Raw genomic sequence first — 15,537 nt, 5'->3', positions numbered from 1 at the left:
GCGTTCGCCCTTGCGGGCGCGGCGGTGCCGGCCGGGGCGCAGGAGCCGCCGCCCCCCCGCCGGGTGGTGTCGATCAACCTGTGCACCGACCAGCTGGCGCTGATGCTGGCGGCGCCGGGGCAACTGGTTTCGGTGTCGCGGCTGGCCCACGACCCCGACAGCTCGGCCATGTTCGAGGCCGCGCGGAAACTGCCCGCGAACGGATCAGGGGCCGAGGAGGTCTATCTGCTCGCCCCCGACCTGGTGCTGGCCGGCACCTACAGCTCGGATGCCACCGTGCAGATGCTGCGCCGCCTCGGCATCCGGGTGGAACGCTTCGCCCCGGCGCAATCGCTGGCCGACATCCCCCGGCGCATCGCCCGCATGGGCCGGGTGCTGGGGCGCGAGGAGGCGGCCGCGCGCATGATCGCGCGCTTCAATGCCGATCTGGTGGCGCTGCGGCAGGCACCGAAGCGGCGGCCGCGCGCGGCGCTCTACTACGTCAACAGCTTCACCCTGGGCGACAGGTCGCTGGCCGGCGACATCCTCAAGGCCGCCGGCTTCGACAACATCGCCGACGAGGCCGGGCTGGACTGGGGCGGAACGCTGCCGCTGGAGCGGCTGATCCTGCTGGCCCCCGAGGTGATCGTGAAGGGGCGCGACTATCCCGGCCAGGCCCGGGCGGAAGAGCCGCTTTCCCACCCTGCCCTGCGGGCGCTGGAGCGCAGCCGGGTGATCGGCTCCCTCACTGATCGCGACTGGATCTGCGGCACGCCGCGGGTGCTGGAGGCCATCCGGTCGCTGCAGCAGCTGGCGGCGGGGCCGGGAACGGAGCGCGGGGCGCAGAGGGGAGCGGAGCCATGAAACTCGCCCTCGCCGCGCTGTGCGTGGCCCTTTTCGCCCTGTCGCTGGTGACCGGCTACGCCGAGGCGCCGGCGCTGCGCAGCCTTGCCGCGCTGGTTGCCGATGACGGCACGCCGTTGTCCATCGTGATGCGGGAAATCCGCCTGCCGCGGGCGCTGCTGGCGGCGATGGTGGGGGCATCGCTGGGCCTGTCGGGGGCGGCGCTGCAGGGCTATCTGCGCAACCCGCTGGCCGAGCCGGGCCTGATCGGCGTGTCGGGCGCGGCAGCACTGGGCGCGGTGCTGGCGATCCAGTCGGGTCTGGCGCTGCAATTCGCCCTGGCGCTGCCGCTGTCGGCGCTGGGCATGGCGGTGCTGGCGGTGCTGCTGATCCTCGCCCTGGCCGGACCGCGGGGCGGGTCGATCACGCTGATCCTGGCCGGCATCGCGATTTCGGCACTGGCCGGGGCGCTGACCTCGCTGGTGCTGAACCTCTCTCCCAACCCCTTTGCCGCCGCCGACATCGTGTTCTGGACCATGGGTTCGCTCGCCGACCGCTCCTTCACCCATCTGTGGCTGGCGCTGCCCTTCATGGCGGCGGGCTGGGCGATGTTGGCCGGGCTGGGGCGGGGGCTGGACATGCTGACGCTGGGCGAGGACGCGGCGCAGGCGATGGGGACCGATCTGGTCCGCCTGCGGCTGCTGCTGATCCTGGGCACCGCCGCCTCGGTCGGGGCGGCAACGGCGGTCGCGGGCGCCATCGGCTTCGTCGGGCTGGTGGTGCCGCACCTGCTGCGCCCGCTGGTCGGCGCGCGGCCCTCGGCGCTCTTGTGGGCCTCGGCGCTGGGCGGGGCGGCGATGGTGCTGGCCGCCGATATCGCCGTGCGCGTGCTGCTGCCCGAGCGCGACCTGAAGCTCGGGGTGCTCATGGCGCTGGTGGGGGCGCCGCTGTTCCTGCACCTGATCTACCGCACCCGGAAGGAAATGCCATGAGCCTGCTTTCGCTGGACCGGCTGACGGTGCGACGCGGCGGCCGCGCGGCGGTGGATGGGGTCAGCCTGACCGTGAACCCCGGCGAATGCATCGGCCTGATCGGCCCCAACGGCGCCGGCAAGACGACCCTGATGCGGGCGGCGCTGGGCCTGCTGCCGGCGGAGGGGCATTCGTCTCTGGCGGCGATGCCGCGGGGCACGCGCGCCCGTGCCGCCGCCTGGATGCCGCAAAGCCGCGACATCGCCTGGCCGGTCACGGTCGAGACGCTGGTGGCGCTGGGCCGGCTGCCGCACCTGCCGCGCGGCGCCCGGCTGCGCCCCGCCGACCGCGCCGCCGTCGAGGCCGCCATCGCCCGCATGGAGCTGGCGCCCTACCGCCACCGCATCGCCACCCGGCTTTCGGGCGGCGAACAGGCGCGGGTGCTGATCGCGCGGGCGCTGGCGCAGGAGACGCCGCTGCTTCTGGCCGACGAACCGATTGCCGGGCTCGATCCGGCCCACCAGATCGCCACCATGCAGGTCTTTGCCGGTCTCGCCCGCGAGGGGCGCTCGGTGATCGTGTCGCTGCACGATCTGGGGCTTGCCGCGCGGCACTGCTCGCGGCTGCTGCTGATGCAGGACGGGCGGCTGGTGGCCGATGCGCCGCCGCAGGAGGTGCTCACCCCCGCCAATGTCGAAGCGGTGTTCGGCGTCACCGCCTTCTACGGCTCCACCCCGCAGGGGCCGGTGTTCCAGCCCGTCGAGGTGGTCCGCCGATGAAGCTGACGCTGGAACGCCCCTGGCTGGAGCTGCGCCTGCCCGCGCCGCAGCGGGTGCTGAGCTGGTCGCTCACCCGGCCCGGCTTTGCCATGGCGGATCTGATCCTGTGGCGCCAGGTGCGCAATGCCGACCTGCCGCCGGGGCTGGACGTGGCCGCCTGGCTGCGCCGCGAGCTGGCGGCGCGCGGCCGCGACCGGGCGGTGGCGATGCTGACCTCGCGCGACCTGGACGCCTTCGAGCGGACCGAGGCCGCCGCCGAGGGAATCCGCGCCCGATGCGTGGCCACGGTGGGGCTGTCCAATGCCGAACGCGTCGGCGTCCGGCTGGCGCGCGACGGCGCCCGGGAATGGGGCACCATCAACATCGCCGTGATCCTGTCCGCGCCGCTCTCCGAGGCCGCCCAGATCGAGGCGCTGAGCATCGCCGCGCAGGCCCGCACCGCGGCGGTGATCGACACCGGCCTGCGGATCGCCACCGGCATCGCCACCGGCACCGGCACCGACTGCATCGCCGTGGCCGCCCCCGCCGGCCGCGTCCCCTTTGCGGGGCTGCACACGGCGGCGGGCGAGGCGGTGGGGCGTGCGGTCTATGACGCGGTGCGCCGCGGCGCGCAGCTGTGGATGGAAACCGTGCACCGCAAGCAGGGTGTTTCCCGATGTCCCTGATGCCCCCGATGTCCCTGCCGGCGCTCCGCGCGTGTTGCGACCTGCCCCCCCGCCGCCATATCTTCCGCCCCGCCGGCCCGACCCGGCATTTCGACAGGAGGTGCCCCGGATGCTGCCTGATTCGCTTCTGACCTTTCTCGACCGCGGCGGGCCTGTGCTGTGGCTGATCGCGCTGCTCAGCGTGCTGACGCTGGCGCTGATCCTGTGGAAGACGTGGCGCCTGGCGCTGATGGGGGCGTGGTCGGGGCGGGCCACCGCGCAGGCCGTCGCGCTGTGGTCGCAGGGCCGCCACGACGAGGCGCTGGCGACGGTGGCGGGCCGGCGCAGCCTGCGGGCGCGGCTGGCCCACGCCGCCATGAGCGCCCTGCTGGACCCGGCCCTGACCGAGGCGCAGGCGCGCGAGGAAACCGCCCGCCGCGCCCGGGCCGATCTGGTCGCCGCACGGGCCGGGCTGCGCGGGCTGGAGCTGATCTCCACCATCGCCCCGCTGCTGGGCCTGCTGGGCACCGTGCTGGGCATGATCGCGGCCTTCCAGACCCTGCAGGAGGCCGGCAGTCGCGCCGATCCGTCGCTGCTGGCCGGCGGCATATGGGAGGCGCTGCTGACCACCGCCGCCGGCATGGCCGTGGCCATCCCCGCCGGCGTCGCGCTCAGCTGGTTCGAAAGCGTCACCGATGCGCTTCAGGCGGACATGGAGGATGCCGCGACCCGCATCTTCATTCGCGGGGGGCGCGGGTGATGTTCTCCTTCGCCGAACCGCGTCCGCGCCGGCGACCCAGCCTCACGCCGATGATCGACGTGGTGTTCCTGCTGCTGGTGTTCTTCATGCTGGCCGCGCGCTTCGGCATGGAAACCAGCCTGCCCCTGACCGCGGGTGCCAGCGGCGACGCGCCGTGGGAAGGGCCGCCGCGGCTGGTCGTGGTCCTGCCCGAGGCGGTGACGCTCAACGGGCAGCCCCTGGCGCTTGCGGATCTGCCCGCCCGGCTGGCGCCGCTGATGCCGGACGCGGATGCGCCGGTGCTGCTGCGCGCCGGCGACGGGGCGGATCTTTCGCGGCTGGTGGCGGTCATCGACGTGCTGCGGGCGGCCGGGTGGCGGCGGCTGATCGTGGTGGAGTGACGCCCCATGCGCCTTGCCCCCCCGCTTCTTCCCCCGCCCCGCCGCCGGCACGCCAGGGAAAACGTCGTGCCGATGATCAACGTGGTCTTCCTGCTGCTCATCTTCTTCCTGATAAGCGCGCAGATCGCCCCGCCCGACCCCTTCGAGGTCACACCCCCCGAATCGGCCAGCGATGCACGGGCCGGGACAGGGGCGGTCCTGCTGATCTCGGCCGAAGGGGAACTGGCGCTTGGCGATGCCCGGGGCGAAGAGGCGGTTCTTGCCGCCCTTGCCGGGCTGGACCCGCGCCAGCCGCTGACAATTCGCGCCGATGGCCGGGCGCCGGCGCGCGTCCTCGCCCGGGTGCTGCCGCGGCTTGCGCAGGCGGGGTTTGCCCGGATTTCCCTGGCGACCGGAGCCGCCCGATGATCCGCGCCGCCGAAGCCGCCGCCTTTGTCGTGCTGGCCGCCGGGCTGCATGTCGGGCTGTGGTCTCTGGCGCCGCAGCTTCCGGGCGCGGCCACGGGCCGGGGCGGGCCGGCGCCGGTGGCGCTGATACCGGCAAGCGCCGAGCAGGCCACACTTGCCCGCGCCTGGTCGACGCCGCCCGAACTGGCCGAGGCCGTGGCACCCCGCCCCACCCCGTCCGAGACCACCCCAGCGCCCGCAACCGCCGCCCTGTCCTCCCGCGCCCGGTCGTTGCCCCTCTCGCTTCCCCCGGCGCCGCGACTGCCGGCTCTGGTGCCGGTCGCGCTGCCGCGCACAGACGCCCCGCCCGCACCACCCCCACCGGGACCCGAAGCCGCGCCCGCCACCGCCGCCCTGCCCCAGCCCAGCCCGCCCGCGCCGGAACGGGCCGCCCCGCGCCCGCCCCGGAATGCCGATCGCAAGGCGCCCGCGCCGACCGCGCCCCGGCCGCTCTCCCCGCCCGAACCCGAAACCCCGACCCGGGCCGATACCGCCCCGCCACCTGCTCCGGCACGACGCCCCGCGCCCGGCACAACATCGGCGACGGCCAGAGGCGGGGTGGAATCCGCAACCCGTTCCGGAAACGGCGGCAGGGGCGTGTTACCGAACGCCGCCTCGAATGCGGCGGCGCGACAGCTGCAGGCGCAATGGGGCGCACGCATCCTGCGCAAGGTTCACCGCCGCCTGATCTATCCTCGCGGAGCCTCGGGCACCGGAACCGCCCGCATCGCCCTGACGGTGGCGCGCTCGGGGCGGCTGGTCGGGCTGCGCCTTCTGCGCTCTTCGGGCAACGACCGGTTCGACCGCGCCGCACTGGCCGCGGTCCGGCGCGCCGGCCGCTTCCCCGCCGCCCCCAAGGGCCTGACCCGCGCACGCTACGACTTTGCGCTGTCGCTGACCTTCCGGCCCTGACCTTGCCTGCGGCCACGCGATCCGCTAGACGCGCGGCGACGGAAACGGCCACGCGGTGGAGACATGTTCGAGATGATGATCTGGGTCGGAACCGGCCTGACCCTGCTGGGCATCGGCGGCCTGATCTGGTGCGTCCTGCGCGCCAACCGCATCCGCCGCGACGGGCTGAAGGACGAGGAACTGCGCGCCGCGCTGATGGCGATCCTGCCCTACAACCTCGGGTCGCTGCTGCTTTCGGCGGTGGGCCTGATCCTCGTGGTCATCGGGATCATGCTGGGCTGAATCGCGGCGCCGGCACTCAGACCGGCATGTTGTCGAACCGCGCCTCGATCGCCTCGTCGGCCAGTTCGGCCTCGAGCCGCTGAAGTCGCGCTGGCACGTGGATACCCTCTATCCGCATACCCTCGACCAGCCGGGTCAGTTCGGGCTGCATCCGGATGCGCGTAGCGACATCTGCCGCTTCCGCCTTCCTTGCGAGCCGTTCGGCCTGCTGCAGAAGACTGCCTGTGGACATTCCGATTCTCCTCCTTGCAGTTCCGCCTTTCCCATGGCGCCTTCTTTTCTGGAAACGGGCCGGCAAGTCCGTATTGTCGAACCTGCAGAATGACACACCCCCGGCGGACACGCCTTGACCGAGGTCAAAAGGGGCCTCCCGCCGGGGTTGATACATATTCCACCCGCCATATATGAAGATGGAGACAGCCGGATGGAGAGCCTCATGTCGCCTCAAGTGAAAGCATTTTTCGACACCGATACCTGCACCGTCTCCTACGTGGTCCGGGACCCCAACGGCACCGCCTGCGCCATCATCGACAGCGTGCTCGATTTCGATCAGGCGGCGGGGCGGACAAGCACGAAATCGGCCGATGCGATCATCGACTACGTCCGACGCGAAGGGCTGAACGTCGAGTGGATCCTGGAAACCCACGTCCATGCCGACCACCTGTCGGCCGCGCCCTACATCCAGGAAAAGCTGGGCGGCAAGATCGGCATCGGCGAACGGATCACCGTGGTCCAGGAAACCTTCGGCCGGATCTTCAACGAGGGCACCGAGTTCCAGCGCGACGGCAGCCAGTTCGACCGGCTGTTCCGCGAAGGCGACAGCTTCCACATCGGCCAGATGCGCGGAGACGTGCTGCACACGCCCGGCCACACCCCCGCCTGCCTGACCTATGTGATCGGGGATGCGGCCTTTGTCGGCGACACGCTGTTCATGCCCGATTTCGGCACCGCGCGCTGAGATTTCCCGGGCGGTTCGTCGGAAACGCTCTACGAGTCGATCCAGAAGATTCTGTCCCTGCCCGACGAGACGCGCATCTTCGTGGGCCATGACTACAAGGCGCCGGGGCGCGACGAATATGCCTGGGAAACCACCGTGGCGGAAGAGAAGGCCCGCAACATCCACGTCGGAGCCGGCCGCAGCAAGGAAGAGTTCACCGCCATGCGCGACGCCCGCGACCGTACGCTGGGGATGCCCCGGCTGATCCTGCCGTCGCTGCAGGTCAACATGCGCGCCGGACACATGCCGCCCCCGGACGACTCCGGCAAGGTGTTCCTGAAGATCCCGGTCAACGTCCTGTAGGCTTGCACCGCGCAGGGAAGCGAGGCAATCTGCCCCGCCGCCCCCGCTGGACAGGACCGTGGGCTGCGACTAAGCACGAGAGACCAGACAGACCCGGCTGCCGAGGAAGCGATCATGGACCCCCGCCCGATCACGCCCAGCTACTACGTGTCGCCGCAGATCAGTGCCCAACACATGCCCGCGATCGCGCAGGCAGGTTTCGGACTGGTGATCTGCAACCGGCCCGACAGCGAAGTGGGAGACGATCTGAAATCCGACCTTCTGCGCGCAGCGGCCGGCGAGGCCGGGCTGCGCTTCGAGGTGCTGGAGCTCACGCACCAGACGCTGACCCCGGAAAATGCCGCGATTCACCGCGAACTGATCGAATCGGCCGACGGGAACGTTCTGGCCTATTGCCGCAGCGGCACCCGTTCGTCGGTGATCTGGGCGCTGGCACATCTGAACGAGCTGGGCGTCGATGGCGTCTTGGCCCGCGCAAGGGCCGCCGGCTATGATCTCGAAAAATACCGGCCTCTCTTCGAACAGGCCGCCGCAGGCGCCGGCTGAGCGCACACCCCCCTCATTCGTCCGCGCGCGCTGCCACCCGGTCAGCCGGGGCGGTGTCCGGGGTGTCCAGCCCGGCAAGCTGCGAGATCTCGGCCGCAGCCTCCTCGGGGCTGAGTTGCCGCAGGTGACGCTCGAACGCTTCGGCCTCCTCCGTCCTGTCGGGCACCGGCCCCATCGCCGGAGAGGGCGGCGGCACCTCTGCCTCGCCCGTCACGGCCTGCGGCACGGCGCGGTCGGCACCGGACGGCAGATCGGCCGGGGCAAACCCGGCGCCAGTCGCCCCCTCCGCCCCATGCGGCGCCGTGGAGCCTAGGCGAATGGCACGCATCCCGTCGCATTGCCCGAGTTGCCCGGAGGCAATCCTGCGCCCGTCGATCGCCACCAGCTCGGCCCTGTCGAAAGGGCCCGGCGCAAGGGGCAGGACATCCCCCGGCCGCAGCGCCTCCAGCCGCGCCAGCGGAACCCGCAACCGGCACATCACCGCCGAGAGCTCGGCCCGGATCGTCCCGATGCAGCGGTCCAGTCCGGGCCCGTCCTCCCCCCCGGTCTCGTCCGCCCCGTCTTCCGCCCCGGCCCGGTCGGGCAGGACCAGCGTCACCCCGCCCTGCCATTCGGCACCGGGGATCTGGACGGTCAGGGAAAAGACCCGGAAACGATCGTCTTCCAGCGTCAGCGCCAGATCGCGCGCCGACGCCATGCGGGCACCGAACCGGTAGCCTTCCAGGCAGGCCGCATCGGCCGGCGAGGCGGCAAGAGCGCCGGCCCGCGTCATGATGTCATCGACCAGCGGCGCGACAAGGGCGGCGTCGGCCTCGGTAAAGGGGCGGTCCGGCGGCTCCCCCTCCCCCACGGTGCCGGTGGTGAGCTGACGCACCACCGCCACCACGACGGCCCGGCCAAGGCAAATTCCGCCGATCCGGCCGTCGGGGCCATCCAGAAGCAGCGGCAGATCGCCGGACGGCAGGTGATCGGCCAGATCGTCCTGCCCGCACCACCCCTGCGTTCCGCCGAGAACCGCGAGAGGCAGCCCCGCCCGGGCCGAAGAGGCACGCGTGATCGCCTGCCGCAACGCCCGCAGCGCCGACTTCGCCTCGGCCCGTGCGCCCTGCCGCGCCGAAGCCAGCTTGCACGCGATCGCGTTGTTCGTATCGGTTTCGGGTTTCATCGCCTCCGACCTGGCCCTGCGCCCTCTCGGTTCCGGGTTTAGCGCGCGGTTGGTTACGAATGCGTTGATGCCCCTCTACTGGGCGGCCACTTTCTCCCGCGCCGAAGTCAGCGTCACCCGGAAAGCGCCCCCCTTCTGACCGCTCAGATAGGTCACCTCGCCGCCTAGGCGGTGCATGATCTCGCGGCAGATGGCCAGCCCCAGACCGGCACCGCCGGCCTGGTCCGACCCCACGCGCGCGAATTTCTCGAACACCATCGCCTGGGCCTCGGGCGGCACACCGCTGCCATTGTCGAGGAAGTCCACCGTCACCTGACCGTTCAGGTCGTGCACGGAAATGCTCAGTTCCGGTTTTTCCGCATCGCAGTATTTCGCGGCGTTCGAGATCAGGTTGATGAAGACCTGCGCCAGCCGGTCCAGGTCGGAATGCACGACGATACCCTCCCTGGCGCGGCGGCGATTGACCTTCAGCGGCCGCTCGACCCCGGTCAGGGCGGTGGCCACCGCGCGGTCCAGCACATCGCGCAGAAGGCCGGTGCTCATGTTCAGGGTCACTTCGCCGTTCTCCAGCACGCTGAGGTCGAGCAGATCGTTCAGCAACCGCGTCAGCCGCAGCGTCTCGTCGTGGATGATCGCCGCATAGCGGGTCTTTTCCGCGGCCGAGAGCCCCTCGGTATCGCGCAGGATCTCGGAAAAGGCGCGGATCGAGGTCATCGGCGTGCGCAGCTCGTGGCTGATCTGGCTCAGGAAGGCGTCCTTCTGGCGCGAAATCTGGGTCAGCTTCTCGTTGGCCTCCTGAAGCTTGCGGGCGGTGCGGGCAAGTTCGGCCGATTTCGCCTCCAGCCGGCTGGAATATTCCAGCAGTTGCGCGCTCTCGTCGGCCACGGCCAGAAGATCCTCGACCGACACCGATGAGCCGCCGACGATCTGGCCGATCATGGCATGCGCCGTCGCCGCCCCCACCGAGCCGGCCAGCTTGCGCTCGAGCCGCTCCAGAAAGGCCGGGGTCGGCTCGGGCAGGTTGCCGCGCACCCCCTGCATCTGCGCTTCGCGCCGGAAGAACTCCTGCGCCTCGCCCGCGCCCATGATGCGCTGGGACATGATCATCAGATCCTCGCTTTGCGCGACCGAGCCGGTCCAGCCCCGCGGGCCGGCGGAATGTTCGAACACGTTGACGAACTGGGCGCCCTGAAGCCGTTCGAGCGGGCCGGGGAAGGACAGCAGCGACACGATGCAGAACGCGGCAGTGTTGAGCGCCATGCTCCACATCACCGCGTGCACGGTGGGATCCAGCCCTTCGATGCCGAACAGCGCCTGCGGCCGCAGCCAGCCGATCCCGAACGGCCCCTGGGAGAGCAGGCTTTCGGGCACCAGCCCACCGCCGATGCCAGGCAGCAGCAGGGTATAGACCCACAGCGCGAACCCCGTGCTCAGCCCGGCCAGAGCGCCCGCCCGCGTAGCCCCGCGCCAGAACAGCCCGCCCACCAGCGCCGGCAGGATCTGGGCCACGCCGGTGAAGCTGACCAGCCCGATGGTGGCCAGCGCCGCCCCGCCGCCCGACAGTTCGAAATAGAAATACCCCAGCGCCATGATCACGCCGATGGCGATCCGGCGCGAAATCAGCACCAGATGCCGCACATCCCCCGACACCGAGGCTCCGCCACCGCGCCGGCTCAGCCAGATCGGCATCACGATATGGTTGGACACCATGGTCGAAAGCGCCATCGCCGCCACGATCACCATGGAGGTCGCCGAGGAGAACCCGCCCAGAAACGACAGCATCGCCAGCCCCTCGCGCCCCTGGGACAGCGGCAGGGTCAGCACGAACATGTCGGGGTTGGAGCCCGCAGGCATCAGTTCAAGCCCCACCGCCGCGATGGGAATGACGAACAGGCTGATCAGCAGCAGATACAGCGGAAAGGCCCAGGCGGCGGTGCGCAGGTGGCGCTCGTCATCGTTTTCCACCACCATGACCTGAAACATCCGCGGCAGCGTCACGAAGGCGGCGGCCGACAGGAAGGTGATCGCCGCCCAGCGCGAACCATCCACCTGCCACGTCCCGATCCGCGACTGGTCGATCCGCGCCAGCGTCTCGCCGACCCCGCCGGCCAGCCCCCAGACCACGAAGATCCCCACCGCCAGCAGCGCCACCAGCTTCACCACCGCCTCGACCGCCACCGCCGTGACCACGCCGTGGTGGCGTTCATTGGCATCAAGGTTGCGGGTGCCGAACAGGATCGCGAAGACCGCCAGCCCCGCCGCCACCCACAGCACCAGCCGCGTATCGTTGTAATGCGCGACCTGCTGGCCCTCGAAGAAGTTGGAAAAGGACAGGGTGATGGATTGCAACTGCAGCGCGATATAGGGCGTCACCCCCAGAACCGCCAGCACCGTCACCCCGATCGCCAGCATGTTCGACTTGCCATAGCGGGACGAGATCAGGTCGGCGATCGAGGTCACCCGCTGGCTGCGCCCGATCCGCACCAGCTTGCGCAGCCCGTACCACCAGCCGACCATGACCAGCGTCGGCCCCAGATAGATGGTGACGAATTCCAGCCCCGAGCGCGCCGCGTACCCCACCGCTCCGTAAAAGGTCCAGGCCGTGCAGTAGATCGACAGCGACAGGGTATAGACCAGCGGCGTGCGCAGCCAGGTGCTGCGCCCGGTGGCGGCAAGCCGGTCGGCAATGAAGGCCACGGCGAAGAGAAACGCCACATAGACGAGGCTGACGACGATCAGGACGTTGACCGTGGCCATCAGACGCCCCCCGGTTCCCCGGCCCCGCCACTGCCCCCGTCATCCCTCTCGTCACCGCTCGCGACATCGGACCGCTCCTGCCCGCGAACCAGATACCCGAACAGACCGCTGAGCACGATCAGCCCGGCCCAGACGGCGAAAATGTAAAGGCTGGCCGATGACGTGGGCACGGGATCCGCGCCCCCGCCCTGCCCCCGCGGCCACAAGAGCGGGATCGCGAACAGCACCCCGCCCAGAATCGGCAGCAGCCGGGCCGCGTCGATCAGCCGGCGCCGCCGATAGCTCTGCCGCTCGAGGAACACCGGCGGCGGCGCGGCTGGGGATCTGCCCCGCCCGGCGCCCGCGCCGGTCATGTCCCCGTCGCCCGCTTGTAGAGATCGCGCACGGCGTCGAGCACCTCTTCATTCGAAAACGGCTTGGTCATGAAGCGGCTCACCCCCGCCTTTTCCGCCATTTCCCGGTCGCGGGCCTGGCCGCGCGCGGTCAGCATCAGCACCGGCAGATCCCGGCATTCGGGGCTGTGGCGCAGATCGCGGATGATCTCGATCCCGCTACGGCCCGGCAGCATCACGTCGAGGATCACCAGATCGGGGCGGGCCTTGCGGATCACCTCGACCGCATCGGCGCCGTTGGCATGGGCATCGACCCGCCAGCCGTCGCGCGTCAGCAGAAAGCGGATGGCCTCGGTGATGTTGGGCTCATCCTCTATCAGCAGAACGTGTCGATTCATTTTCCGGCATTCCTCCCCGCGTTGCACAAACCTTGTGCAGGTGCAACGCCTCTGGCGAATTTACTCACGACGGAACGCATGTGTCAAAACTCTTCGCTCAGGATCGAGGGCTCGCGCCGCGCCGGGCAGCCGTCGCGGGGACAGACCCGGCAGGAACTGCCCACCGGCTGAACCGTGGCCGCGCCGTTCCCGCCCGCGTTCCCGTCCATGTCCGCCGCGCCCTCGGCCGGCACGATCAGCATGGCCGAGCGATAGACCGGGTCGGCATCGAAATCGGGCTGGAACTGGGGCCACGAGACCGCGAAGCAGTCGAAATCGACCGTGATCCGCCCCAGTTGCGACACCCGTCGCCGAATCGGCGCCAGGGGGCGGTTGAGCGCGGTGAACAGCGGCCAGAGCGGGCATGATTCGCCGTGCCGCGGCATGGCGAAACCCGTCACTGGCTTGCGGAACAGGATGCTGCCCGACGCGTCGCAGATCACCAGCCCGGGATCGAAGGGCAGCGCGCCCTCGGGCATCATCGCCAGGCGCCGGAACACCGCCGGAAGATCGACCGAGAGATGCCGGGCAAGAGCGACGGGTTCGACCCCGTGCGCCTCGAGCGCGACCCGAAACCCCTCCAGCGGCATGGCCCGCGCATCCGCCTGGTAGATCCGCAGCGTGGCAAGGCACAACTGTCGCGCCGCATCCGAACTGAGCCCCTTCGCCCCCTGCACGATCGCCTGCGGATCGGCCTCGCCGGTTTCCAGTTCGGGCAGATGAAACCCCCGCGCCAGGAAGAAGGCCTCGACCTCCTCCTGGGGCACGCCGCGCCGTTCTACGGCGGCATCGCTGTCATCCAGATAGGCCACCAGCGCCTTGGAGCTTTCCGCCAGCCGCAGGCTGTCCTCGTTCAGGTTGCGGTGGAAACGCTCGCGCCATTCCGGTTCCAGCTCGCCGGTCTCGGCCAGGATCGAGGCGGTGGACCGGATCGAGGCGGCGGTGGAAAGAACCTCGTGCAGAGAGGCCGCCAGATGCGGATCGTGGGTCAGCCGGTCCGACAGCGCCTCGACCGTGCGCTCCAGCGAGGCGATGCGGCGGTGGCACGAGGCCAGCACCTCGGCCCAGCCGGGAAAGCGGCCGGCAAACTCCTCGACCCTGTCGATCTCGGCGGCGATGGCGCCGGCATCGGCGGCCGCCTCGCGCAGGGTCGAGATCAGCGCCGCCTCGGCCCCTTCGGTCAGCATCGACGGCTCCACCCCCAGCACCTGCGCGATGTCCACCAGCAGCTTGCCGCCGATTCTGCGCCGGTTGTGCTCGATCAGGTTGAGGTAGGAGGCGGATATGCCCACCTGCCGGGCCAGATCTGCCTGCTTCAGCCCGGCGATCGAGCGCCGCTCGCGGATGCGGCTGCCCGTCAACGTATCCCGCGCCATGCCGCGCTCCTGTTGATTCTTAACGGTTTTTCAACGTCTTGCTGCAACGCGACATAACAGATTTTACAATTCCGCCGCGTCACCTGTTGAATTATTTACAAAATTATCCTTTTCCGCAAGGGACTTATTGCGAAATTTTCGGTCTCAGACCCATAATGAATTTGCACAATCGTGCTTGCACCGCGCGGAAGAGGAACCGTGGGGTGCGCTTCACGCAATGGGAGGATTTTCATGTCCAAAAGCAATCTCACGCGCCGTGGCGTTCTGAAGACCGGCGCCGTCGCCGGTGCCGGCGTCGCGCTGCCCACCATCTTCACTTCGGCGGCCCGTGCTCAGAGCTTCACCAACGAACCCACCGGCTCCACCGTCACGCTGGGCTTCAACGTGCCCCAGACCGGCCCCTATGCCGACGAGGGCATGGACGAGCTGCGCGCCCAGCAGCTTGCGGTCGAGCACCTCAACGGTGAGGGCGATGGCGGCATGCTCAACACCTTCAGCTCCAAGGTGCTCGACGGCACCGGGATCCTGGGCAAGAAGGTCACCTTCGTCACCGGCGACACCCAGACCAAGTCCGACGCCGCCCGCGCCTCGGCCAAGGCGATGATCGAAAAGGACGGCGCCATCATGATCAATGGCGGGTCGTCCTCGGGCGTGGCCATCGCCGTGCAGGGCCTGTGCCAGGAGGCCGGGATCATCTTCATGGCCGGTCTGACCCATTCCAACGACACCACCGGCAAGGACAAGAAGGCCAACGGTTTCCGTCACTTCTTCAACGCCTACATGTCGGGTGCGGCGCTGGCGCCGGTGCTGGCCAAGGCCTATGGCAAGGATCGCCGCGCCTATCACCTGACCGCCGACTACACCTGGGGCTGGACGCAGGAAGAATCGATTGCCGCCGCCACCGAGGCGATCGGCTGGGAAACCGTGCAGAAGGTGCGCACGCCGGTCGGCGCGGGCGATTTCTCGTCCTACATCACGCCGGTGCTGAACTCGGGCGCTGACGTTCTGGTGCTGAACCACTACGGCCGCGACATGATCAACTCGATCAACCAGGCGGTGCAGTTCGGCCTGCGCGACAAGATGGTCAACGGCAAGCAGTTCGAGATCGTCGTGCCGCTCTACTCCGAGCTGATGGCCGAGGGCGCCGGCGAGGCGATCAAGGGCGTTTACGGTTCGATGAACTGGAACTGGCAGCTGACCGACGCCGGCACCAAGGCCTTCGTCAAGTCCTTTGGCGAGAAATATGGCCGTCCGCCGTCCAACTCGGCCCAGACCTGCTATGTCCAGACGATCCTTTACGCCGATGCGGTGCAGCGCGCGGGTTCGTTCAACCCCTGCGCCGTGGTCGAGGCGCTGGAAGGCTTCGAGTTCGACGGACTGGGCAACGGTCCGACGCTCTATCGCGCGGCCGACCACCAGTGCTTCAAGGACGTGCTGGTCATGAAGGGGAAAGAGAACCCGACCAACCAGTTCGACATCCTCGAAATCGTGGACGTCACGCCGCGGGCACAGGTCGAGTATGCCCCCGACCACCCGATGTTCGCCGGCGGCGACCTGGGCAAGTGCAACCCGGGCGCCTGATCGCGCGCCTCGTTCCGGCCGGCCGCGCACCCGCGCGGCCGGCTCTT

General features: G+C 69.9%; 17 protein-coding genes and 1 pseudogene. 12 read left to right on the top strand and 6 right to left on the bottom strand.

Going from position 1 to position 15,537, the window contains the following annotated elements:
• The first annotated feature begins 24 nt into the window (after positions 1-24).
• The 9 genes from ACZ5CM_RS04995 (at position 25) to ACZ5CM_RS04955 (ending at position 5,996) form a co-directional block, all read left to right on the top strand.
• Positions 25-843, top strand: coding sequence for an ABC transporter substrate-binding protein (locus ACZ5CM_RS04995; protein WP_464641614.1), 819 nt, complete (start codon positions 25-27; stop codon positions 841-843).
• Positions 840-1,814 carry a FecCD family ABC transporter permease gene (locus tag ACZ5CM_RS04990; RefSeq protein ID WP_464641613.1) on the top strand — a complete coding sequence of 325 codons (975 nt, stop codon included), beginning with the start codon at positions 840-842 and terminating at the stop codon, positions 1,812-1,814. Before ACZ5CM_RS04995 ends, ACZ5CM_RS04990 begins: the two co-directional genes overlap by 4 nt.
• Positions 1,811-2,572: an ABC transporter ATP-binding protein gene (locus tag ACZ5CM_RS04985; RefSeq protein WP_464641612.1), complete on the top strand. Its 762-nt coding sequence runs from the start codon at positions 1,811-1,813 to the stop codon at positions 2,570-2,572. Before ACZ5CM_RS04990 ends, ACZ5CM_RS04985 begins: the two co-directional genes overlap by 4 nt.
• Positions 2,569-3,237: an adenosylcobinamide amidohydrolase gene (locus ACZ5CM_RS04980; RefSeq protein ID WP_464641611.1), complete on the top strand. Its 669-nt coding sequence runs from the start codon at positions 2,569-2,571 to the stop codon at positions 3,235-3,237. Before ACZ5CM_RS04985 ends, ACZ5CM_RS04980 begins: the two co-directional genes overlap by 4 nt.
• Positions 3,238-3,346: 109 nt before the next feature.
• Positions 3,347-3,976, top strand: a complete 630-nt coding sequence (locus ACZ5CM_RS04975) for a MotA/TolQ/ExbB proton channel family protein (protein WP_464641610.1) — start codon at positions 3,347-3,349, stop codon at positions 3,974-3,976.
• A complete protein-coding gene (locus ACZ5CM_RS04970; protein ID WP_464641609.1) occupies positions 3,976-4,356 on the top strand; it encodes an ExbD/TolR family protein in 381 nt (126 codons plus the stop codon). The genes ACZ5CM_RS04975 and ACZ5CM_RS04970 overlap by 1 nt, the downstream gene beginning before the upstream one ends.
• Before the next feature lie 6 nt (positions 4,357-4,362).
• Complete coding sequence (locus ACZ5CM_RS04965; RefSeq protein WP_464641608.1) at positions 4,363-4,764, top strand: ExbD/TolR family protein; 402 nt, start codon at positions 4,363-4,365, stop codon at positions 4,762-4,764.
• A complete protein-coding gene (locus ACZ5CM_RS04960; RefSeq protein ID WP_464641607.1) occupies positions 4,761-5,714 on the top strand; it encodes a TonB family protein in 954 nt (317 codons plus the stop codon). The genes ACZ5CM_RS04965 and ACZ5CM_RS04960 overlap by 4 nt, the downstream gene beginning before the upstream one ends.
• Before the next feature lie 63 nt (positions 5,715-5,777).
• Entirely contained in the window at positions 5,778-5,996 is a 219-nt protein-coding gene (locus ACZ5CM_RS04955; RefSeq protein WP_464641606.1) for a hypothetical protein, read from the top strand.
• Between the two features lie 16 nt (positions 5,997-6,012).
• On the opposite strand, the gene ACZ5CM_RS04950 is transcribed toward ACZ5CM_RS04955, so the two are convergent.
• Positions 6,013-6,228, bottom strand: coding sequence for a hypothetical protein (locus ACZ5CM_RS04950; RefSeq protein WP_464641605.1), 216 nt, complete (start codon positions 6,226-6,228; stop codon positions 6,013-6,015).
• A gap of 204 nt (positions 6,229-6,432) precedes the next feature.
• Here ACZ5CM_RS04950 and ACZ5CM_RS04945 point away from each other — a divergent pair.
• Together ACZ5CM_RS04945 and ACZ5CM_RS04940 are read left to right on the top strand one after the other, a co-directional pair.
• A pseudogene (locus tag ACZ5CM_RS04945) lies at positions 6,433-7,296 on the top strand (MBL fold metallo-hydrolase).
• Between the two features lie 114 nt (positions 7,297-7,410).
• The gene (locus ACZ5CM_RS04940; RefSeq protein WP_464641604.1) at positions 7,411-7,842 is read left to right on the top strand and encodes a protein tyrosine phosphatase family protein; all 432 of its coding nucleotides are present in this window, start codon (positions 7,411-7,413) and stop codon (positions 7,840-7,842) included.
• Positions 7,843-7,855: 13 nt separating this feature from the next.
• Here the strand turns inward: ACZ5CM_RS04940 and ACZ5CM_RS04935 are convergent, their stop codons facing one another.
• The 5 genes from ACZ5CM_RS04935 to ACZ5CM_RS04915 form a co-directional block, all read right to left on the bottom strand.
• Entirely contained in the window at positions 7,856-9,007 is a 1,152-nt protein-coding gene (locus ACZ5CM_RS04935) for a FliM/FliN family flagellar motor C-terminal domain-containing protein (RefSeq protein ID WP_464641603.1), read from the bottom strand.
• A gap of 75 nt (positions 9,008-9,082) precedes the next feature.
• Positions 9,083-11,764, bottom strand: coding sequence for an ATP-binding protein (locus ACZ5CM_RS04930; RefSeq protein ID WP_464641602.1), 2,682 nt, complete (start codon positions 11,762-11,764; stop codon positions 9,083-9,085).
• A complete protein-coding gene (locus ACZ5CM_RS04925) occupies positions 11,764-12,117 on the bottom strand; it encodes a hypothetical protein (protein ID WP_464641601.1) in 354 nt (117 codons plus the stop codon). The genes ACZ5CM_RS04930 and ACZ5CM_RS04925 overlap by 1 nt, the downstream gene beginning before the upstream one ends.
• Entirely contained in the window at positions 12,114-12,494 is a 381-nt protein-coding gene (locus tag ACZ5CM_RS04920) for a response regulator transcription factor (protein ID WP_464641600.1), read from the bottom strand. Before ACZ5CM_RS04920 ends, ACZ5CM_RS04925 begins: the two co-directional genes overlap by 4 nt.
• A gap of 83 nt (positions 12,495-12,577) precedes the next feature.
• Positions 12,578-13,909 (bottom strand): short-chain fatty acyl-CoA regulator family protein, encoded by a 1,332-nt coding sequence (locus tag ACZ5CM_RS04915; protein WP_464641599.1) that lies wholly within the window; start codon positions 13,907-13,909, stop codon positions 12,578-12,580.
• Positions 13,910-14,140: 231 nt separating this feature from the next.
• Here ACZ5CM_RS04915 and ACZ5CM_RS04910 point away from each other — a divergent pair, with 231 nt between their 5' ends.
• Positions 14,141-15,490 carry a substrate-binding protein gene (locus tag ACZ5CM_RS04910; RefSeq protein ID WP_464641598.1) on the top strand — a complete coding sequence of 450 codons (1,350 nt, stop codon included), beginning with the start codon at positions 14,141-14,143 and terminating at the stop codon, positions 15,488-15,490.
• The last annotated feature ends 47 nt before the right edge of the window (positions 15,491-15,537 follow it).

It is taken from the genome of Piezobacter thermophilus, from assembly GCF_055386745.1.
The sequence above is the reverse complement of the archived record's forward strand: the minus strand, read 5'-3'. Positions and strand labels throughout refer to the sequence as shown.